The sequence below is a fragment of the Limnoraphis robusta BA-68 BA1 genome, assembly GCF_034932365.1.
Taxonomy (GTDB): Bacteria; Cyanobacteriota; Cyanobacteriia; order Cyanobacteriales; family Microcoleaceae; genus Capilliphycus; species Capilliphycus robustus.
The window spans coordinates 117013-142079 of record NZ_JAYGHR010000063.1; the positions used below are offsets into that span (position 1 = coordinate 117013).

At 37.4% G+C, this 25067-nt stretch carries 5 protein-coding genes; all 5 read right to left on the reverse strand.

The window, feature by feature from the left end:
- Window position 1: 1 nt before the first annotated feature.
- A complete protein-coding gene (locus tag VB836_RS15665; RefSeq protein WP_323220497.1) occupies window positions 2-1072 on the reverse strand; it encodes an LLM class flavin-dependent oxidoreductase in 1071 nt (356 codons plus the stop codon).
- Window positions 1073-1137: 65 nt separating this feature from the next.
- Complete coding sequence (locus VB836_RS15670; RefSeq protein WP_323220499.1) at window positions 1138-5871, reverse strand: type I polyketide synthase; 4734 nt, start codon at window positions 5869-5871, stop codon at window positions 1138-1140.
- A gap of 4 nt (window positions 5872-5875) precedes the next feature.
- Window positions 5876-13534: an SDR family NAD(P)-dependent oxidoreductase gene (locus tag VB836_RS15675; RefSeq protein ID WP_323220501.1), complete on the reverse strand. Its 7659-nt coding sequence runs from the start codon at window positions 13532-13534 to the stop codon at window positions 5876-5878.
- Window positions 13534-21312: an SDR family NAD(P)-dependent oxidoreductase gene (locus VB836_RS15680; RefSeq protein ID WP_323220503.1), complete on the reverse strand. Its 7779-nt coding sequence runs from the start codon at window positions 21310-21312 to the stop codon at window positions 13534-13536. The genes VB836_RS15675 and VB836_RS15680 overlap by 1 nt, the downstream gene beginning before the upstream one ends.
- Window positions 21309-25067, reverse strand: a complete 3759-nt coding sequence (locus VB836_RS15685) for an AMP-binding protein (protein WP_323220505.1) — start codon at window positions 25065-25067, stop codon at window positions 21309-21311. The genes VB836_RS15680 and VB836_RS15685 overlap by 4 nt, the downstream gene beginning before the upstream one ends.

Consider the following 25067-nt stretch of genomic DNA (forward strand, 5'->3'; position numbering starts at 1 on the left):
TTTAAACTAATGTTTTCTGACTGACTTGAACAGCATGATATTTTTCTCGCAATTCTTTTAAGTAGCTCAGGCTTTCCATGACAGCCTTTTCATCAGGAACAAAGTCAATCAGAGAGGCAATTTCATTGATACCTGCTTGCTCAATTTGTTCAACAAAGGAAAGACAACTCGTTGGAGTTCCGATGAGAGAACGTCCTTTCATAAAGCCTTCCACTCCAAATAAGAGTAAGCTATCGAGATCATCTGCTGAGAAGTTTTTAAGACTAACATTTAACCCCATGCTTTTAGCTAGGTTATCTAACAAATCATAGTGAGTTTTGAGATACTCAGAAAAAGGTTGTCTGACTTTTTCTTTGACTTCATGTAAACTTTCTCCCAAAAAAGTATGAATCATTAAAGCGACTTTTCCTTCTTCGGGATTATGACCTTTTTTCGCTAATGCTTCTCGATAGAGTTTTATTTTCGGAACGATACTTTCTAAAGTTCCACCGAGTAAAGAAGTGAGAACATTAGCCCCCATTTTACCTGCTTCAATAAATGTTTCTGGAGATTGACAGGTAATCCAAATAGGAAGTTTTGATTGAATGGGTTTTGGTAAAGTTTTCACCTTAACCGTTCTACCACTTGCGTCTTGATAGTCTACTGCTTCCCCTTGCCAAAGTTGCTGAACTGCTTTAATTCCTCGCCACATATTCGCTTTTCGATTGGCATGAATTTCACGAGAAAGAATGAATTCATCCATCGTCCAACCGGAAGCAAAAGCAATCTGAACTCGACCATTTGAAAGGTTATCAACCACAGCCCATTCTTCTACAATTCGCACAGGATGATGTAAAGGTACAACCACACTTCCTGCTCGCAATTGAATTTTTTTTGTAACCATTGCAAGTGCAGCATTTGTTAGGGAAGGATTCGGATAAAGCCCGCCAAAAGCGTGAAAATGTCGTTCAGGTGTCCAAACTGCTGAAAAACCATTTTTGTCGGCAAATTTTGCACTTTCAATCAGTAAATGATACTTATTTTGTTGTGCAACTGATCCATCTCCATCAAAGTAAAAAAAGCTAAAGTCCATAATAACTTATTCCTCTATTCATTGTAATTTTTTAGTTTATGTTGTTTAGCAATATATACTTACAATTACGTTTTTTCATAATCTTCAGAGACGCTTCCCTGAATTGATAGCAAATTTTCAACTTCTTGTGAAGATAATTTTTCGACTTCTTCTAATAGTCTTTCAATCTCTGGATCATCTGTTATTTTGGATTGATTTTCCTCAATGATTTTTGCAATACCAGCAACACTCGGTGATTCAAATAAGAACTCTCGCATTGGAATATCTATTTGAAATTTTTCTCGCAAACGGGAAATAATCTGAATTGCTAGTAATGAATGCCCACCTAACTCAAAAAAGTTATCATAAATTCCTACTTTCTCTATTCCTAATAAATCTTGCATTGCATTAGCAATAATTTGTTCAATCTCATTTCGAGGGGCAGAATAATCAGTTGGCAGATGGGGTCGAGCATGATTAGAGTTTAATTTATCCGCTTTAGCCAGTTGTAATATCTCTGAGTTTTCATAAGTTTTTTGTTGAATTGACTGCTCAATTCTAGCGTGTAAATCTCTAGGTGAAACGGCGAGTTGAGAAATAATATTTTGTGATAAAATTCGTTTCGATATTTGCCAAACTTCATCAGGTTTTATCGCTAAATCAATCAAGGCTGAACCTGTTTTTTGAGAGGTTGATTCTTCGTCCCATTGACACGCATCCCAATTAACACTAATCCAGGGTGTTGAACTCGTTTTATTTTGTTGGTTAGCAAAGGCATCCATAAATAAATTAGCGGCTGTATAAGCACCAAATCCTACGCCTCCCACAATTGACGACAGAGAAGATTGTAACAGATAAAAATCTAATTTTTTACCCTCAAAAATTTTAGCAAGTGTAATTAATCCTATAACTTTCATTTGGAACTGATTATGACATTTTTCTAGGTCTAAATCTTGAAGTGGACAGCTTGATCTATCTCCCATTGTTCCAGCATGAATTACCCCATTAATTTGACCAAATTTTTCATAGGCTTGAGTGACAATTGACTGCATTTTTGTTTCATCTGCTAAGTCAGCACTGAAGAATAAAAATTCTGCTCCCGATGTTTCTAAGGCTTGCAGTTTACGAATACATTTACTTATATTATCTTGCTGACCATGTGAGACTAACCACTGTTCCCATTGATGTTTTTCCGGTAAGGTTGAACGACCGATTAAAATCAGTTTTGCTTCTAATTCTTGAGTTAAATACTGTGCATAAACTAATCCTAATCCTTCAACTAAATCTCCTGCAATTAAGTATACGCCATTTTTTATAAATCGTGTTTCTTTTGCAGAATGTTCGGGTAACAACAACGATTCAAATGTTTGTATCCATCGATATCGATCTCGATAAGCAACGACTGGCTCTGTAGAATTGTGTTGCAATTCCGCTATCAATTGATCGATCACTTTTGTGAATAAATCCGAATTTTTGGGAACAGCAACATCAATATTTTTGCAGGTAATATGGGGATATTCTTGCGAAATAACTTTGCATAATCCCAATTGTGTTACTTGAGCAGGATTGAGAGGTTCTGTACCGAGTACATCGTGAATATTATTCGTAACTGTTGTCAGTTTTACAGGGGTATCAATGTTTTGTTGAGTAATTGCTTGAACTAAAGCGAGTAAGCTATAGAAACCTTTATTTTGATAAGATTCAAAATAAATTTCTAAAGTCGAATTGAAATGATCTGCTGATTCTGTTCCCCAAAAATGAAGTATCTCATTGGGAACAAAGTTGTTTTGTTTCAGGATTTTTATTAAATATTGATAGTCATCAAATTTTTCAGGATTGATCTCAAATAAAGTCTCAGTAAGTTGAATAAACTTTTCTCCAATCCTGACTTCAGCTACAACTTGATTTTCTGCTATTAAGCGTTGAACAATTTTTTCACCCAATCCAATTTCATCCACAAAAACCAACCAATATTTACGTTCTGTATTAGATGAAAGCTTAGGAAGGGTTGAACGTTTCCAAGAAGGAACATAAAACCATTCAGCTAAATTAGACTTTTTATGCGGTTGTTGAGGTTTTTCTTGAGAATTATTAGTTTCAGCTTGAGGTTCAATCCAATAATATTGTCGTTCAAAAGGATAAGTGGGTAAGGGTACACGCTGGCGTCGTTCATTCGGATGTCGTTCATTCGGATAAAGTGCCGACCAATTAACTTCTATTCCCGATAGCCAAAGTTGTCCTAAAGTTTCTAAAATATGAGCATGATCTGAGTGTTTATCTTGGGGATGACGCAAGGTTGTTAAGGCATTTATATCAGGTTGATGCTGTTTGGCAAATATAGTCAATGTCCGTCCTGGCCCAACTTCCAGTAATAGAGGATTTTGCTTTTGCAATACCTGTTTAATTCCCTCAGAAAACTGCACTGTTTTTCTTAAGTGTTGAACCCAATATTCAGCTTGAGTTGGTTCAGTTGCAGTCAGCCAAGTTCCTGTTAAATTGGATATGACGGGAATTGCAGGAGGATTTAGGTTAATCTTGGTAACTATCTGTTTAAATTCGTCTAAAATTGGTTCCATTAAAGGAGAATGAAAAGCATGAGATGTATGTAAACGACGATAGGTAATATTTTGTTGAATCAAAACTTGCTCGAAGGTTTCAATCGCAGTGTTTGAACCGGACACAACACATAAATCGGGAGAATTAATCGTTGCAATTACTAATTCTTTAGGAAGGATAGATTGTATTGTTTCCAGTGTTGAAAAAACCGAAAGCATAGCCCCAGATGGACAGGTTTGCATCAGTTTTCCTCGGGTTGCAACTAAGGCTAAAGCATCTTCTAAAGAAAACACACCCGCCAAAGTTGCAGCAACGTATTCTCCAATACTATGACCAATCATTGCTTGAGGTTTTACGCCCCAACTTATCCACAGTTTAGCCAAAGCATATTCTATTATAAATAGTGCGGGTTGTGCATAGGCTGTTTCATTAATTAAGTTGTTTTCTAGATGCGGTTTTGGATAGATTATTTCTCTTATATCTTGCTCTAAATAGGTTTTTATAAGTTCACTACACTCATCAATTATTTGTCTAAAAATAGGTTCTGTTTCATAGAGTTCTAACGCCATATTAATATATTGACTCCCTTGCCCCGAGAACATAAACACAATAGTTTGGGGGCTATGTTGATAGAATTTTGTTAATAATTTTTGGGATTTATTTTCAGAGTGATCTAAAGTTTCAATAGCATCTTTTAACTCTTTACAGACTAAAAATTGGCGATATTCGTGATGTTTTCTTCCGGTTTGTAAAGTATAAGCTACATCTGCTAAGTTTAAATTTGAATGCTGTTTGAGATAGGTTGCAAGTTGAGTTGTTGCTGTTTCTAAAGCTGATGGTGTTTTGGCAGAAACTAAGAGCAATTTCCAAGGACGAGAATTGCTAGAAATTTCGACTTGAGGAGCTTCTTCAAGAATGATATGAGCATTCGTTCCTCCCATACCAAAAGAACTGACTCCAGCACGGCGAGGCGTGCCTTTTGTTTCCCAATTTGACAGTTGAGTATTGACATAAAATGCACTGTCAGCAAAGTTAATTTGAGGGTTGGGATTCTCAAAGTTTAAACTGGGGGGAATTTGCTGATTTTTCAGGGCTAATGTCGCTTTAATTAATCCCGCAATTCCTGCGGCTGCATCTAAATGTCCGATGTTGCTTTTGACTGAACCTATAGCACAATATTGATTATTACTTTTACCAAAAACTTTTGTCAAAGCAGAAATTTCAATCGGATCACCTAATGCTGTTCCAGTACCATGCGTTTCTATGTAATTAATCGTCTCAGGTTCTACACCGGCTTTGGCAATGGCGCTTGCAATAACTTCCGCTTGACCTGTTACACTAGGAGCAGTTAAACCCACTTTTTGAGAACCATCATTATTAATGGCTGAACCTCGAATAACGGCATAAATTTGATCGCCATCTTCTAAGGCTTTACTCAGCCGTTTTAAGACAACAATACCCACTCCATTTCCGAAAACTGTTCCTTTGGCATTCGCATCAAAAGCCCGACAATAACCATCAGGAGAAGCAATTCCGTCTTCTTTATAAAGATAACCTGACTTTCTAGCGGAATTAACTGTAACTCCACCTGCTAAGGCAATATCACATTCTTGTTTCAGTAAACTTTGACAAGCAATATGAACACTGACTAATGAGGTTGAACACCCCGTTTGAATTCCACAACTAGGGCCTTTTAGGTTGAATTTATAAGAAACTCTAGTGGGCATTAAACCCATAACATTACTGATGACAAACTGCACCGAGTCTACCGATTTTCTTAAAGCAGTATTGTTGTAAAGATTAATGATGTAATTGTTTAAAGCTGAACCTCCATAAACTCCTATTTTACCGGAATAACGTTCAGGGTCATAGCCTGCATTTTCTAAAGCTTCCCAGGCACATTCTAGAAAAATTTTATGTTGAGGATCAATCAGTTCTGCTTCTCGGGGAGAGTAACCAAAAAAGGCGGCATCAAAGTATTCAATCTGGTCAAAACTGGCATAAGCTTTGACATAGTTTGGAGCATTAATTTCATCTAAACTCACACCAGATGAAACTAATTCTTCATCCGATAAAAATTGTATAGAGTTGACCCCATTTTTTATATTTTCCCAGAACTGATCAACGGTTTGAGCGCCCGGAAAACGACCCGCCATGCCAATAATAGCAACTCGTTCATTTTTCTCTTGTTCTACAGCTTCGAGCTTGGTTCGAGCTTCTGTAAGAGCGGCAAGTATGCGTTGAGATGAAGATAAGTTGTTCATCGGTTTAACCTCCTAATAATTTCTCTAAGTTTTCAAGTTCTTGAGTAATAGAATATTCTATATTATTGGATAAAAATTCAGCTTGAGTTTGTTGAATAATAGTAACATCTTTATTTAAATTATTCAACGAATCCGTTAATAAAAATTCAGTTCTAATATATGTCACTAAATCTTGTATAGTTGGATATTCAAAAATAACAGTTGAAGGAACAGATTTTCCCAAACTATTCTCCAAACGATTTCTGAGTTCCATTATCATCAAAGAGTCCATCCCCATATCAAAAAAGCCTTGCTTGGTATCAGGAAATTGACAGGGTTGCAGTCCTAACACTTTACCGACTTCAGCTTGCAAATAAGAAATTAAAAGAGATTCATGCTCATTAGCGGGAAGGGTTGCCAATTTTTGGATTATTTTTGAGTTTTTTGTCTGTTTTGGTTGTGCTTCTGTTGGGATAATTTCTGAGAAGAAAGGGGAAGTTAATCCTTGTTGTAAAAAACGCGACCAATCTATCGGAATTACCCCAACTTGTGGGTCGGGTTGAGCGATTAATTCCTCTAAAATTTCTAGCCCTTGCTGAGGAGAAATCGTTCCTACTCCCTTGAGGCTCATGTGCTGACTAACTTGACGTTCAGCCGCCGCTCCGACTTCAGACCAAGCACCCCAATTAATACTAAGTCCAGGTAAGCCCAACATTTGCCGATAGTGAGCAAGTGTATCCAGAAAAGTATTCGCTGCGACGTGATTCGCTTGCCCAGGTGAACCTAACAGCGAAGCAGCCGAAGAAAAGAGTACAAAATAGTCGAGAGGGATATCTTTTGTTAATTGGTGTAAGTTCCAAGCTCCGTGCATTTTTGGCTTCATTACGCGCTCAAATTTTTCAGAGTTGAGTTGCGTTAATACACCATCTTCTAATACTCCAGCAGCATAAAAAATTCCTCGTAATGGAGGTAAATTTTGTTGAATTTTATGTAAAATATCAGTGACTTTTTTATCGTCTGAAATGTCAGCTTGAGTAATAATAACTTTCGCTCCAAGTCTTTCTAATTCATCTAGTGTTGTTTGAGTTTCTGAGTTGGGATTACTCCGACTTAATAATACTAAATTTTTTGCTCCTTTTTCAACCAGCCAACGAGCAACTAACAGTCCTAATCCTCCCAAACCTCCTGTAATTAAATAGGTTCCCTCCGAGAAATCTTTCCAATTTTCTTGAGTTGAGTTTGTGATGACAATTTTACCGATATGTTTGGCTTGTTGCATATAGCGAAAAGCCGCAGGTGCATTTTGAATACTAAAGACTTTGCGAGGTAGCGGTTGTAATTCTTGGGTTGTAAACTTCTGGACAATTTCTGATAAAAGTGACTGAATTAAATCAGGCTTTTCTTGAGCGGTACTCATTAAATCAATCAGGTAATAACAGAGATTAGGCTTGACTTTCTGAACTTGAGTTAAACTCCACACTTCTCGTTTACCAATTTCTAGAAAACGTCCTTTTTCTTTCATAACAGATAAACTTTTAGGAATAAACTCTCCCGATAAAGAGTTAAAAACAATATCAACACCCTGGTTTTGAGTGATCTGCATGATTTCATCAGCAAATTCCAATGTTCGGGAGTTCATAATGTGTTTTATACCTAATGTTTTTAAATATTCCCACTTACTAGAACTTGCCGTTGCAAAGACTTCTGCTCCCACAGCTTGGGCAATTTTTACAGCCGCCATTCCTGTCCCCCCGGCGGCAGAATGAATTAAAATTTTGTCTCCTTTTGAAATTTTTGCAAGATGATGTAAGGCATAATAAGTTGTTATGAAATTTGCGGGAATTGTAGCCGCTTCCTCAAAACTTAAATGAACAGGTTTCAACGTGACTAACTGAGCGTTAACAGTTACATATTGATTAAAACTTCCCGACGCAAGCGCGATCACTTTGTCACCTATTTTGATGTGTTTTACACCCTCTCCAACTGCAACAATTTCACCTGCACATTCTACCCCAAACCAATCTCGTTTAAAGGGTAGTACACCTAATGTATCTAAAATATCAATGAAGTTCAGTCCCGTTACTTTGACTTCAATTTCAACTTCTCCTGGCTTGGGTTGACGGCGAGTTGTTGGTTGTAATTGCAAGCTATCGGGTGTTCCCCGTTGAGAAATTGCCAGTTTAAAGGGTTGATTATTTGGAAATTTTAATCGGTTTAACTTGTCTGTTTTATAACGAGTTAATCGAGAGATTTGACGAGTATTTTGACGAAATGATACTTGATTTTCGGTTGTTGTATGTTTAAGTTCAGTTAGCAAGATATGGGCTTGATTTTCTAGCGATTTTTCTGGATCTAAATCAACTTGAACACAGTGTAGTTCTGGATGTTCTAAAGCAATGACTTTCCCCAATCCCCATAAGGGAGAATAGGCTATTCCTGATAAATTAGCTTCTACTCCGGTCGCAACAGAACCTCTAGTTAGAATAGCTAAAGAGGGGGGCTGAGAATAATTTTTTATCAAGGACTGAGTTAAGTTTAATAAGCTTTCCCATCCTGTTTTTGCAGTTTTTGTTAGTTCTTCAAAACTCCAAACTTCAGGTTGCAAAGTCTCTAAACTCCATAAATATATAACTTTTCTAAAGATTATTTTTTTTGTTTTGAAAGTTATAAAAATTTTATTAAAATCATCTATTTTATTAGGATCAACTTGATAGGTTCGCTGATTAACTTGTTGGTATTTTTGTCCTGCAAACACTAAAGTACAAGATTCTCCCTGCTCTGTCAAAAGTTGAGCAAGTTGTTGAGTCATTCCTTGCTGATCTGCAAAAATTAACCATTCCTTTGATTCTGACTGATTGAGTTGACTATTTTGAGCTATAATAACTGCTTGTTCAAGAGGTTTATTATAATTTTCTGTTAAGGTTATAGCTTTGTCAAACGCACTTTCTTGTAATAGATTTTGCCATTGAGAAGCAGGAATTAAAGGATAGTTGGGACGAATCTCTTGATCATTAAATTTCCACCATCCTTCTGTCAAGCCAAACGTTAAGTCAAACCATCGCAAAGGTTGAGTTCCTTCTAATAAAATCAGTAGTCCTTTAGCAACAAGTAAATTTTGGATGTTCTCCAAAACTTGCTTTAAGTTTGCAGTAGCGTGTAAAACATTAGCCGCGATCACAATATCATATTGATGACTTTCAAAATTTTGTGATTTTATAGGCTTTTCTATATTGAGAATTTGATAATCTATAAAATCATAGTCTTGAAACTTCTGTTTTGCTTTATTAACAAATAGAGGGGAAATATCGGTATAAATATATTCTATTTGATATGGATTCAGATGCGGAAGTAAGTAAGCAGTTGTTCCCCCAGTTCCTGCTCCAATTTCTAAGATTCTGATCTTTTGTTCAGGGGGAATATTTTCTAATGCTAAACTGACTGCTTTTTGAATCATAGTATTCATTACTTTTGCACCTGGAGAATTTTGGTAAAGTTGAGTGGTTAAAGTTAAATCTCCCTTCGGAAAAAGTAACTGAGTTGAATCACAATTTCCGCGCAAAACTTCAGCCAGTTGTGAACCGCAATTATGTAATAAAGTTAATTCTGCTTGAGCGTTGGGATAACGTTCTAATAAGATATTATATTTTACTTCGACGGGTGATTTATCAGGAATATTAATGACCCGCCAATGATCTTTTTCATCAGCAACTAATATCTGATCTTCTACTAATATTTCTAGTAATCGATTAAACAGTCTTTTGTGTTGGCTAACGATTCTTGATTTTAGTAATAATTCTTCAGTTGAAAATTGTTGATGTGTCTGCAAATTTAAACCCATGTCCTGAAAAGTTTTGATAATATAAGCTGAACTCAATGACTCTAGTTCGAGTAATAATTCATGATATTTGACTATCTCTGGTTGATTAATTAATTGAGTACATTGGGAAGAGAATCGTTGTCTGATGTCTTCAGGTTTAAGCAGATAATCCGCCGATTTTGTTGTATTTGTATTATTTTGAGATTTCCATTCAATTTGATATAGCCAATCATCAAATAAATTGGATTGATTTTTAAAGAGTAATTCAGGGCTGACAGGTTGAAGTTGTAAGCCTTCTATTGTCGCAATGAGTTTGTTATCTAAATCAGTAATTTTGATATCTGCCACTAAAGTTTGTTGATTCTGAGATTTAGCGGGTCTTATTTCAGCAAAACTTTTGACTGTAAAACCGGGATTATTATATAAGGTAAATCGTTCTAAGCCGATAGGTAAATAAGCTGTTGACGTATTTTTTTGACTTATACTTGCACCTAAAACTTGTAAGCATCCGTCTAATAATACTGGATGAAATATATAGTTTGAACTTTCGTTCATCAGTTTTTCGGAAATTGTTATCAGACCTAAAGACTGTGAACTATTACTCCAGAGTTGGCGAATCACTTGAAAATCTTCACCAAATTTTATTCCTCTCGCTTCTAACTGCTGATAATAGTTTTCTAGGTTAATTTCTTCCTGAAAAATATCTGGAGTTTTAATAGCTTGAGACTGGCTAGGGGTTTCGATTTTAAATTTTCCACTTGCATGAAGTAGCCAGGAAGACTGAGAATCAGATTCAGCTAAACTAAAAATTTCAAAGCTATATGCTTGGTTAGATTCAGAAGTTAAAACAGTCTGTAAAATTTTATCTTCATTTTCAATCAGAGTTAAAGGGGCTTTTATATTCACTTCTTCTAATGCTAGATTTGTCGTCTTAGTCACCTGATATCCAGCCGTTAAGACTATTTCAATAAAACCTGCTGCTGGCAAAATAACTGTATCAAAAACACGATGATGTTTAATAAATTCTAAATTTTCTAAGCTCATTATATTTTCAAATAAAAGCATATCAGACTTAGCTAGATTGAGTTTGCTTCCTAATAATAGATGTTGATTATATTCTAGCTTTTGATACTTAGGCTTATGATTAGGCTTCTTGAACCAATAACGTTGACGTTGAAAAGGATAAGTAGGTAAAGCAACTCGTTGGCGAGAATAATCTTGATCAAACCCTAACCAATTGACCTCAACTCCCGCTAGATATAATTGAGATAAACTCGATAATAGTGTCTCCCAATTCTGCTGTTTCGGTGAGAGACTGGCTAACCATAATTTCTCAGTTTCTCCTAAACAACTGTGTCCTAAATTTATTAATGTCGGTTTTGGCCCGATTTCTATAAAAACTTCTATTCCTAACTGATTTAACGTCTCTATTCCCGCAGAAAATTTCACGCTTTGACGGAGATGACGACACCAATATTCAGGCGTTGCTATTTCTTCTGTGGCTAACGTTCCAGTGACATTAGAAACAATATCGATGATTGGTCGATGATACTTAACTTTGGCTGCAACTTTCTGAAACTCTGCTAACATCGGTTCTACTAAATGGGAGTGAAATCCATGAGATACCGAGAGTTTTTGAGTTTTATATCCTTGTGTACTTATAACTTCTATCGCTTGCTGAATGGCTTGATGATTACCAGAAATAACAGTATTTTCTGGACTATTAATCACGGCTATTTCTACTGTATTGGGCTGGAATTCTAGATAAGCTTTGACAGTTTTTTCATCAGCAAATACCACAACCATTTCGCCCTTTTGGGGAAGTTGCTGCATTAAACGGGCGCGGGTGACAACCAGTTGAAGTCCATCTTCTAAACTAAACACTCCCGCCACACAAGCGGCGACGTATTCTCCTAAACTATGACCCATCAAAATATCCGGTTGAATTCCCCAAGATTTCCAGAGTTGACAGAGGGAATATTCAACAGCAAATAAAGCAGGTTGAGTATAGATTGTTTGATGAATTAAGGATTGAAAATTAGGCGAATAAAGCAGGTCTAATAAAGGGATATCAAGATAACTTTTCAGGATTTCTGCACAGTGGTTAAGGCTATTTCTGAAGCGGGGTTGAGTTTGATAGAGTTGTTGGGCTATACCTTCATATTGTGAACCTTGTCCGGTAAATAAAAAAGCTATTTTAGGAGAATTAGAGAATCTTTCACCTTGAATCATATCGGTTTTGTTACTCAGCTTTTGATGAAGTTCTTCAAGAGAACTAGCAGTGATACCGAGTCTATACTGGAAATGTGAACGCCCGGTATTTGCACTGAAACAAATATCTTCTAAAGAGGATTGAGATTGAGCTAAATATTGTTCATATTTTTGACAATATTCTTCAATGGCTACGGGTGTTTTTGCTGAGATAGTCAACAGATGTAAAGGGCGATTCTCTGAAATTTTAGCTCTATTAATAGAAGGAGCTTCTTCTAAAATAATGTGAGCATTTGTTCCACTAAATCCAAACGAACTTACACCGGCTAGTCGAGGTATTTCTCCTGAACGCCAAGGCATTAATTGTGTGGGAATAGTGATAGGCAATTCATCCCAATTAATATGAGGATTAGGGGTTTTAAAATGCAGATGAAGTGGGATATTTTCATATTGCAATGCTAATACGACTTTAATTAATCCTGCAATTCCAGCCGCCGCTTCGAGATGACCAATATTGGTTTTTACTGAACCCACAATTAATGGTTTTTCTGAGGTGTGAGTGTGGCGAAAAACAGCCCCTAACGCCCCAATTTCTATGGGATCACCTAAACTTGTACCTGTTCCATGTGCCTCAATATAGTTAATTTGTGCGGGATTAACTTTACTATTTTCTAGGGCTTGATGAATTACAGCTTGCTGAGAGGGGCCGTTCGGAACAGTTAACCCACTGCTATGACCATCTTGATTAATTGCTGAACCTCGAATTACAGCTAATATTTTATCTCCATTACTAATTGCATCAGATAAACGTTTAAGAATAATAATTCCGCAGCCTTCTGAACGAACAAAACCATCGGCTGCTGCATCAAAACTTTTACAGCGACCATCAGAAGCCAGCATTTTAGCTTTGGAAAAGTTGATGCTAAATTCGGGTGAAATAATTCTGTTTACACCTCCAGCTAAAGCGAGATTACATTCTTTGTTTCGCAAGCTTTGACAGGCTAAATGAACACTCACCAATGAAGATGAACAAGCGGTGTCTACAGCTAAACTAGGACCCGTAAAACCTAACAAATAGGAGAGACGACCTGCGGCGGTACTGTGGGAATTTCCGGTAGCAAGATAGGCATCAATTTCTGTAATCTCTCTCGTTAATAACTGTTGAGAATAGTCGTTACTGCTAATTCCGATAAAGACTCCAGTTTGTTTTTCAGTCAGCTTTTCAGGGATGATACCTGCATTTTCTAAAGCTTCCCAACTCACCTCTAAAAGTAAGCGATGTTGAGGGTCTAGACTAACAGCTTCTCGCGGTGAAATTCCAAAAAACTGAGCATCAAATTCAGCTAAATTTGGAACAAATCCACCATAACGAGTTGATATTTTTCCCGGTGTTTCAGGGTTTGAATTATAGTAAGTTTCGATATTCCAACGGTCGGGAGTAACTTCTGAAATTGCATCTTTTCCTTGCTGTAATAAGAGCCAAAATTCATCAGGATTTCTTGCACCTGGAAACCGACAGGCTAACCCGATAATGGCAATCGGTTCAGTACGAGTTGATTCCATTTCTGTGAGCTTAGACTGCATTTTTTCTAGAGCTTGCAATGCTCGGTTTAGTCTGGAACGATTATCTATTGGTTCAGAAGTTTTATTATTCATTATTTTTCCTCCTCTAAGTTTATAAATTTATCAATATCCGCTAATTTTTTATCAAGTTTATTCGCTATTTCATCTTCTGAGAGTTCTTGATTTATTTCTATTTCTAAATGTTTGGGTATGGGGTCAGGAACTTTGACAGGTTCTCGTTTAAACTCTATCGGAATAATACTTTCTAGATAGTTAATTAAAGTTTCTGTTGTCGGATAGTCAAATGCAACCGTAGAAGGCAAAGTACATTCTAAACCCGTTTGCAATCGATTTTTTAATTCAACAGAAGTCAGAGAATCCATTCCTAAATCAAAAAATCCGGTTTTTAGATCTAGTTCTGTAGGTTGAAAGCCGAGAATATTGACGATTTCACCTTTTATTAACTTTCCTAATACTGCTCGACGGTTTTTCAGAGGTGTTTGTTGAAGTTGTGGTAGCCAAGACGATAAATTGTCTATTTTTTTAGTTTCAGAAGTTGAACTAAATTCTGCAAAAAAGGGTGTAAGTTTTTTATTTGCTTGTAAAAACTGCGACCAATCAATGGGAACCACCCCAACTTGTGGGCTAGGTTGCGTGATTAATTGTTCTAATATTTCTAACCCTTGTTTGGGAGAAATCGTCCCAACTCCTTGAAAACTGATGTTAGTTTTGGCTTGATTTGCAGCGGCTCCAATCTCTGACCAAGCTCCCCAATTAATACTTAGTCCAGGTAATCCTAAACCCTGACGATAGTGAGCTAAAGCATCTAAAAATGTGTTAGCAGAAACGTGATTTGCTTGTCCAGGTGAACCTAATAATGCTGTTGCTGAAGAAAAGAGAATAAACAAGTCAAGCGGTTTATTTTGACTCAACTGATGCAAATTCCAAGCGCCTTTAATTTTAGGAGCCATTACTCGTTCAAATCGTTCGCTGTTGAGTTGCATTAATACGCCATCATTTAGCAGTCCTGCTGCATGAAAGACACCCCGTAAAGGAGGCATAGTTTGTTCTATTTTTTGAAAGATATCAGTGAGTTGATTTGAGTTAGAAACATCGGCTTGAGCTGTTATAACTTTTGCTCCAGCTTCTTCTAATTGAGTGATTTTTTCTTTAATTACTGAGTCAACAGAACGACGACTGACTAAGACTAAATATTTTGATCCTTTTTGAACTAACCAATCGGCTAATAGTAATCCTAAATCTCCTAAACCTCCGGTAATCAAATAAGTTCCATCACCTCGAATGGGTGAATTGGAAATCACAATTTTACCAATATGTTTGGCTTGTTGCATCTGTAGAAAGGCTTCTTTAGACTTTTGAACTGTAAATACTTTGCGAGGAAGTGGATACAGTTTTTCTTCTTTAAATTGTTGCATAATATGATGCAATATCGATTGAATTAAGTCCGGTTTTTTCTGGCACTCTTCAACTAGATTAATCTGAAAATAGGACGCATTGGGTTTAATTTTATAAACTTGATTATGATTTAAACCGCTTTTTCCTATTTCAACAAAACGTCCATTATCTTTAAGTACCGAAAAACTTTTATAATTATATTCACCAGCTAAAGAATTGAGAATAATATCAACACCCTGGCCTTGTGTTCGCTGCATAATTTCATCAGCAAATTCTAAAGTTCGGGAGTTCATAATATGTTTAATTCCTAATGATTTGAGAAATTCCCATTTACTTGGACTGGCTGTTGCAAAGACTTCCGCCCCAGCTTTTTGGGCTAACTGAACTGCTGCTTGACCCACACCCCCTGCGGCAGAATGAATTAAAATTTTGTCTCCTTTAGTTATTTTTGCGAGATGATTTAAAGTGTAATAAGCGGTTAAAAATGTAACCGGAATGGTAGCGGCTTCTTCATAGCTTAAACTTTCAGGAATTTGAGCAACCATTGCTACATTAACTGTCACAAACTGACTGAAACTACCCGCAGCAATTGCTATTACTTGATCTCCAATATTTAAACCGTTAACCTGATCACCGATGCGAACAATTTCCCCTGCACATTCACAGCCTAATAAACCTGCTTCTCCGGGATAAAGCCCCAACGTGTTCAGAATATCGCGGAAATTGAGTCCTGTTGCTTTGACTTGAATTTCTACTTCTTTTTTATCAGGTTTACGACGGGGTAAAGAGATTAATTGAAGATTATCTAAGGTTCCTCGTTGAGAAACAGTCAGTTGATAAGGTTCGTTTGGAACCGGCAAAGTTTCAGCGTTTTTAAGTTGACTTAAACGTATTAACCGTCCTACCGAACGAGTATCATTGCGCCAAGCGATTTGATCTTCATTGCTATTTGTTTGTATTTCTTTGAATAAAATTTCAGCCTTATTCTTAATATTATATTTAGCATCTAAATCAATTCTAACACATTTAATTTCTGGATGTTCTAAAGCGATAACTTTACCCATTCCCCAAACAGGTGATTGAACGATTCCTGATAAAGTTCCATTCTCTCCAGTTGAAATTGAACCACTGGTTACTAGCCATAAACTCGGTAATTCTGAGTCTACAGTTTTCACTAAAGACTGAACTATATTTAACGTACTATTCCATCCTAGCCGAGAAGCTATTTTTAATTCCTCAGAACTTATAGCAAGTTTTGCCCCCCTAGCCCCCCAAATTTGGGGGGAACCTTCTGATTCCCTCATTTTTTCAAGTCCCCCATGATTGGGGGATTTAGGGGGCAAGGAATTGGAAAGACTTTCTAAACTCCAGAGGTTGACGACTCCTCGCACCGTAATATTTTGAGTTTGAAGTGTTTCGAGTAGATGGTGATAGTGACTAATATTATTTGAGTCTATCTGAAACTCATTTTGGGTTAACTGTTGATAATCTAAACCAGCAAAAACGAGCGTTGAATGTTCTCCGATTTCTTGTAAACTCTCTGCTAATTTTTGACCAACGCCTTGGCTATCTGCAAAAATTAACCAGTGTTTTTGAGTTGTATTCTCTGCTAATTTATATCGTTCTTTTTGAGCAACAATAACAGTTTGCTGAGAAAAACTATCCGAATCAATTTGTGAGGGTTCAAGTGTTGCAACTTGTTCAAATCCATTTTCTGATAGTAAGTTTTTCCACTGAGAGGCTGAAATTAGAGGATAATTGGGACGGAAATTATCGCTAAATTTCCACCATCCTTCTGTTAAACCAAAGATAATATCTAGCCAGGATAAAGGTTGAGTTCCTTCGAGTAATACCAGCATTCCCCCTGGTGCTAATAATTGCTTGACATGAGCTAAGGTTTGGCGTAAATCTGCGGTGGCGTGTAATACGTTAGCTGCAATAATTATCTGATGACTTTCGGATTTATATCCTTGTAAATTTGGGTCTTTTTCAATGTCTAGAAGTTGATAGCGAACACAGGAATAGTCCTTAAACTTCTGTTCTGCTTTCGTGGTGAACAATGGAGAAACATCTGTAAAAATATATTCAATATTTTCTGTTTTTAAATGGGGTAATATATAGGCTGTTGTTCCGCCAGTTCCCGCCCCAATTTCGAGAACTTTTAGCTTTTGGGTTTGAGGTTGATTTTCTAGAGCTTTTTGAATAACCTTTTCGACTAAGGTATTCATCACTTTTGCTCCGGGTGAGTTTTGATAAAGTTGAGTTAAAAAGCTAACATCTCCACTCGGAAAAAGTAACTGTATGGGGTCTAATTTTCCTTGCAAAACTTCTGCTAAATGAGAGCCACAAGCAGTTAAAAGGGAAAGTTCCGCTTCTATTTCTGGGTCTAGACAGAGTTGGGTTTGAATCTGACTCGGAGAATCTATTTTAATCGGTTCTAGAATAACTTCCCAAGCTAGATTTTTTCTTTGCATAATTCCGGCTTCTGATAATATTTCTAATAGTCGTTCAAATAGACGTTGCTGTTTGCTTGTAATCCCTAATTTATCTGCTAATTCTTGAGATAAAAATTGCTGTTTTGCTGTAAACTCAAACCCCATCTGTCTAAACGCTTGGATAATATAGCTGAGGCTCAAATCTTCCAATTTAGGTAACAGTTGAGCGTATTTTTTAAATTTTGGTTGACTTAAAAATTGGCTAAACTCGGGGACAATCTCATCAAAAATTTCTTGAGTCTGAACTACAAAATTAGTTGCAGATGAACTTAGGGGTTGAGGTTTCCATTCAACGGTATACAACCAATCTTGTAGGTTTGGAATGGAATTTCCTAAAACCGCTTCACGAGTGACCGCTTGAATTTGTAGCTGATTGATTTGTGCAGTAATTTCCCCTTCTGAATTGGCTATTAAAATATCAGCAGAATAAACTTTAGGATTCGATGTAGAATGCAGTTTAACTTGACTCCAAAAGTGATTTTTATCTAGTTTTTTATGAATAATAAGCTGCTTAAGACTTACGGGTAAATAAGTGTCTAACTGTTCCTCTGAAAAGGCTGCACCAACCGCCTGAAAACAAGCATCGAGTAGAATGGGATGAACTTGATAATGGTTCAATTCTTCTACAATAGTTTCAGAGGGGTTAATTTGCGCTAAAACTTGGTTTTCTTTCAAGTCTAATCTGTAGACTTTATCTAAAATTTTAAAAGAATCACCATAGGTTATACCTCGATTTTGATAATTTTGATAAACAGCTTCAACGGTTTGAATTTTTCCTTTTTCTGCTGCTTTAAGATTGAATTTATTTATATTTTTAACTGCATCAGTTTGAATAGCTAACTTTCCACTGGCATGATTCACCCAAACTTGTGAAGCTTCTAGTAAGCTAAAAATTTCAAACTGATAACTTTGATTTTCCTGGGCAGTTAAAATCAGTTGAACTGTTTTTTCTCCATTTTCAGGAAGAATCATAGCCTGATGCAAAACCACATCTTCTAACCCAAAATTATCTGTAGGATTAACTTTGTTTCCCGCAGCTAACGCCATTTCTAAATAAGCTGATGCAGGTAAAATGGCTTGGTCAAATATTCGATGATCTTGAAGAAAATGAGGATAATTTTGACTCAGTTTGCTTTCAAAGTGAATGGTTTGTGAGTTGGCTACATTAAGTTTTTTACCCAGTAAAGGATGAAGATTTTGAGAGTTAGAAGAAAGCCTCATCTCAGGAATATCTTGCCAATAACGTTGGCGTTGGAAAGGATAAGTTGGTAAAGCCACCCGTTGACGAGAATAATCTTTGTCAAACCCTGACCAATTCACTTCGACTCCCGCTACATACAACTGAGATAAACTCGATAATATTGTTTGCCAATTATCTTGTTTAGGGGTGAGAGTTGCTAACCACAATTTATCACTTTTTTCTAAACAACTTTGTCCTAAACTAATCAATGTTGGCTTTGGCCCTATTTCTACAAAAATATCTATTCCTAACTGGTTTAATGTCTCTATTCCCGAAGCAAATTTCACGGACTGACGGAGATGACGACACCAATATTCTGCGGTTGTTATTTCTTCGGTTGCTAATGTTCCCGTAACGTTAGAAACAATATCAATTGACGGCAAATTATACTGAATTTTTTCTGCGACTTCCCTAAACTCGGCTAACATCGGTTCAACAAGACGAGAATGAAACGCATGGGAAACCGGGAGTTTTTGGGTTTTGTATCCTTGTTGATTGAGAGATTCTACGACTTTTTTAACGGCTTTACTTTCACCGGAAATAACGGTATTTTGCGGACTATTAATAACAGCTATGTCTACCTGATTCGGCTGTGACTCAAGACAAGCTTTTACCGTTTTTTCGTCAGCAAAAACCACAATCATTTCGCCATTTTGCCGAAGTTGCTGCATTAAACGGGCGCGAGTGGCAACGAGTTGGAGTCCCTCTTCTAAACTGAAGACTCCCGCAACACAAGCAGCGACATATTCTCCTAAACTATGACCCAGGAGAATATCGGGTTGAATTCCCCAAGATTTCCACAGTTGACAGAGAGAATATTCAACAGCAAATAAAGCAGGTTGAGTGTAGAGAGTTTGATGGACTAAGGGTTGACAATACGGCGAATAAAGCAGGTATAATAACGGGATATCTAAATGATTTTGGAGAAGTTCCGCGCAATGATTGAGAGTGTTTCTGAAGAGGGGTTGAGTTTGATAAAGTTGCAGTGCCATTCCTTCATATTGGCTACCTTGTCCTGTAAATAAAAAGGCTATTTTAGGGTGCTGTTTACTTAGAATTTGCTTGTAAAATAGTTCAGGTATTTCTTGTTTAGTAACAAAATCACTCAGAGTTTGACTTAATTTCTGGGGGGTTTGGCTAACAACTGCTAAACGATAGTCAAAGTGAGAACGTCCGGTATTAGCAGTAAAACAAATATCAGCTAACGTTACATCTGAATGAGAGATTAAATAATGATGATAACTTTGGGCTAACTCTTGCAAAGCCTTTTCGGTTTTTGCTGATAAAGTTAACAGATGATAAGAACGTTCAATTGAATTGGGTTCAGCCAAAACTTTCGGTGCATTTTCGACAATTAAATGAACGTTGGTTCCACTCATTCCAAAGGAACTAATTCCAGCAAGCTTTTGTTCAGTTTCAGTTTGCCAAGGTGTCAGTTTCTGTGGCACTTGAACAGGTAATTTTTCCCAAGGAATGAAAGGATTAGGCTGTTGAAAATGGAGATGGGGCGGAATCTTTTGATGCTGTAAACTTAAGACTACTTTAATGAAACTCGCAACTCCGGCTGCTGATTCTAAATGTCCAAAATTTGTTTTAACTGAACCTACATAAAGAGGCTGATTTTTTGAACGTTTTTCTCCCAATACTTTAGCCAGTGCTAATACTTCTATGGGGTCGCCTAATGAGGTTCCGGTACCATGAACTTCTACATATTGAATATCTTCTGATTGAACTTTTGCATTCGCTAAAGCCTGACGAATAACGGCTTCTTGGGCGGAACCATTGGGGGCAGTTAAACCGTTACTTTGACCATCATGGTTAACCGCAGATCCTCTAATTATTGCTAATATATTATCTTGATTTGCAATAGCATCAGATAATCTTTTTAAAATAACAATTCCGCAACCTTCCCCTCTTGAATAACCATCTGCTTTCGCATCAAAGGTCTTACAACGACCATCCGCAGCTAAGGCTTTTAATTTACAAAAACCAATGGTTGCTTCGGGAGATAACATTAAATTAACTCCCCCTGCTAAAGCCAAATTGCACTCTTTATTTCGCAGACTTTGACAAGCAAGATGAATGGCTAATAAAGAAGAAGAACAAGTCGTGTCTAACTGAAGTGTCGGCCCATGAAAACCGAAAACATAAGCAATACGTCCAGCCGCAATACTGCGGGTATTTCCTAAACTACTAAAGGCATCAATTAGAGTTAAATCTCCTGAATTAATATTACGACGAGAATAGTCATCAAAACTAATCCCAATAAAGACTCCAGTTTGACTTCCTCGAAGCTTTTCGGGGGATTGTCCGGCCTGTTCGAGGGCGGTATAACTCACTTCTAACAGTAAACGTTGTTGAGGATCAAGACTAATCGCTTCTCTCGGAGAAATCCCAAAAAATTGCGAATCAAATTGATAAACTTTATCGATAAATCCTCCATAACGGGTATACATTTTACCAGGAATATCGGGGTTTAAATCGTAGTATTTTTCGACATCCCAACGTTGTTTGGGAATTTCTGTAATCGCATCAACACCATTTTTTAATAGTTCCCAATAGGCTTCGGGAGTGTTTGCACCCCCAGGAAAACGACAGCCTAAACCAATAATGGCAATGGCTTCGGTTTGCGTTTCTAGTTGTTGACGGAGATGGCGTATTTCTAGCAGTGCATCTTTGAGGAGTTCTCGATATTCTGTCGATGGGGAATTCTGATTCATTGTCCTAACCTCCCCTTTGTTGTTGCTAGTTCTTGGGCGAGTAACTGTGCCATTTCTACTTCAGAAAGTAAATCAAGATTGTTGAGAGTAGATTGAACTTTTTGTGGTTGTTTTTCCTGCGTTTTTACTGTTTCTTGCTGTGTTCCAGTGGTTAAATGACTGAGATACTGGGCGAGAGATTTAATCGTTGGAAAGTTCCAGGCTATTGTCGCTTCTAAGGGCTGAGAAAGTCCTAATTTTTCTTCTAAATCCTGGGCTAATTCAACCGCCATCACTGAGTCCATTCCATAATCGGCAAAGGCATGAGTAGGGTCTATTTGATGAACAGGTATTTTTAACTTGCGACTCAGCCACTCAATTAACTCATCTTGTAAACGTTCAGTTGATTGAGAAGGGTTAAGATTAGAGAGGGATTTAAAGCAGATTTCTTTATAGTCTTGAGGTGAAACTTTTACTTGAACTTCTCTAATACTTCTTGAATCAGATTTTTGAAGTAATTGATCAACTTCCGTGTCTTCACCCGGAAAAGTTTGTTCGATTTCTCCAATGCTTTCAATATAACTATAGATTAAATCTGTGGTTTGATTAACTAATCTGACAACAGCATCATTCGGTGTTTTAGAAAGGGCTTGAGTCAGTTTTTGTTCAAAATTTAGTTGTGTCCAATTTAGAGAACGTTGAATTTCTTGAGAGGTCGAATTTAACCCCTTTAAAGCTGCCCATAAAATCCCAAATGTTGCTAATTCTCCGACCTGAATTGAAACCCATTGGCGAATTTGTAAGGATGAAAAACATTCTACAGAAGTGAGATCACGGATTTGTTCAGCCCCATCAATGAGTCTTTGATAAACTTCCGGTGCGCCCAGGGTTTGACTCATAAATTGTTCTAATTCTTGGCTATTATTAAGCACTCGTGAACCGAGAAAGAAATTTAACGTTTCTGTCGGCCCTTCAAAAATCCGTAAAACTCTGGCATCGCGTAAAATCTGAGGGGCGAAATTCGTTTCAATATATCCTCGTCCTCCCAATATCTGCACTAAATTATCTGCGGCTTTCCAGAAAAATTCTGCACCTGCGGTTTTGCAAACAGTATAAGCTTCTGCGGGAACAAATTCACCTTTATCTAATAATTTTGCGATGCGATTAACTAACGTTTCTATCGCCGTAATTTCAGCCGTTAATTCATTTAAGCGACTTAAAATAAACGGGTTATTAATCAGGTGTCCGGTAGAAATAACCCGTCGTTGGCTATACCGTAACATCAACTGGGCGCATCGTTTCATTCCGCCAATACTTGCGGCTGCAATTGCCAAACGCCCGTACATCATGGCGTCTTGGGCGACGTTTAACCCCTGACCTGCCTCGCCTAATAGAGAGTCTTTCTCAACTAACACATCATTGAGATAAACCGTATTCTGCACCATGCCCCGCATTCCCATCGTGAGGGCTTCTGGCCCCTGTCGCAGTCCGGGTGTCCCTCGAAGCACCACAAAAGCACTGATTCCGCCTGTTTCTGGGTGTTTGACGAAGACGTTAATCGCACCAGCCCAGGCCGCAGAACCACTCCAGATTTTTGTCCCGTTGAGTAACCAACTGCCTGAATTGTTAGTCGCGGTGGACTCGATGGCTTGGGGATTTGACCCGGCACTAGGTTCGGTGAGGGCAAAAGCGGCCAGTTCCCGGCCGGTCGCCAGTTTGGGGAGAAGTTCGGCTTTTAAAATGTTGTTGCCAAATTTGAGAATGGGGCGAATTCCTAATATATTATTGAGTCCAACAAATAGCGCTAAAGTGGTATCAATTGCACCGAGTTGTTCTAATATTTTTAGGGTCTCAACATTGTTTAAACCCAAGCCGCAATACTCATTTGGAACCTGCATTCCTAACAGTCCTTTGTTGCCAAAATCGAGAACAATATGAGGGGGAATACAGCGCCGTTCATCTATGAGACGAGAGTTAATATTTTCACTCGCATACTGACGCAACCATTGAATCAATTGATCGGTTTTTTCCGACGAATTATTCGCTTGATTAAGGGAGGAAAAATCAGAATAATTAATAGCATCTAAACGATTTTCTAGATATTGTTCACGACAAGCATAACGTTTAATTTTGTTGCTCGTGGTTTTGGGAATTGTACCGGGTTTCAGGAAAATCACTTCATACACTTGCAGTTGATGATGTTCTGAAATGGCGCGTTTAATTTTTTCAATAGTGTTATTAATATCAAGGGTTTTTAAAGCTGTTCGTTCGACTTCTTGAACGATAACTAAACGCTCTTCGCCTTCAAGTTCGACTCCAAAAGCAGCAGCACAACCTAAACGAAAATCTGAACTAATTTTTTGAACCGTTTGTTCGATATCTTGGGGATAATAATTGCGACCTCTAATAATAATCACTTCTTTTAAACGTCCGGTTACAAACAGTTCCCCATTTTTTATAAATCCTAAATCTCCTGTTCTTAAAAACGGCCCTTCTCCCGTTGATAAATAGGCTTTAAAAGTTTGTTGAGTCAGTTCGGTTTTTTGCCAATATCCTCGTGTCACACTTGCCCCAGAGATCCAAATTTCGCCAATTTCTCCCTCTGAACAAGCGGTTAAACTTTCAGGCTGAACAATTGCCAGGTTGTAATCAAATTCGACTTGACCACAACTTATTATTTTTTGAGCGTTACTAAAATTTTTAGATTCTACAATAATATTATAACCTAATTTTTTTCTATCAATAGTTTGCACAATTAGAGGTTTTGATTTCTTCCCACCTGAGACAAATAACGTCGCCTCTGCTAAACCATAGCAAGGATAAAATGCTTCTGAACGAAAGCCACAACTTGCAAAAGTTTCAGCAAAGTTTTCTAAGGTTTTGGCTTGAATAGGTTCAGCCCCTACAAAAGCCACATCCCAACTGCTGAGATCGAGGGTTTTTAATTGTTTAGGTTTAATTTTTTGCAGACAAAGTTGATAAGCAAAGTTAGGAGCGCCGCTCGTTGTTGCTTGATAACGGGAAATAGTTTGTAACCAACGAATCGGTTTTTGGAGAAAATTAACAGGCGACATTAAAATAACAGGAAAACCACCATAAAAAGGTTGCAAAATTCCTCCTATTAATCCCATATCATGGTAAGGAGGCAACCAAATTACACATCGGCTATTTGCAGTATGTTCAAAGCAATGATGGATGATTTTTGAGTTGTGAAGTAAGTTTTCGTGAGTTAGCATTACCCCTTTAGGGTTTCCCGTTGAACCCGAGGTATATTGTAAAAAGGCGAGGGTTTCAGGAGTAATGTTAACTTCTTCTCTTGAGTAAAAATTAGGGATTAAATGATCTGTGGTGATAATAGAGTTAGTCGCAAATTTTTGAATATTTTCTAATAATGGAGTAGTCGTTAAAATAACGCTAGCTTGAGCATCTGCGATAATACTTTGTAACCGTAAAAGGTTGGAGTTGCGCCGAGGGGGATAAGCTGGAACCGCGACAACGCCTGCATAAAAACATCCGAATAAAGCGCAAATATATTCTAAACTGGGTGGGTAGAGTAGAAGGGCGCGTTCTCCTTTTCGCCCCTGAAGTTGGTTCGCGATCGCTCTGGCTTGTTGATCTAAAGCCCCGTAGCTGAGACGAACTTCGTCCATCTCGCCATCAGTAAGAAAGATGAAACCAATGCGATCACTTTGGGTTGCGGCTCGATACTTTAGCAGTTCAACTAAGGTCGTCGCTTGATAAAGGTTTGTTGAGGTAGATTCTAGAAGCTCGATCAT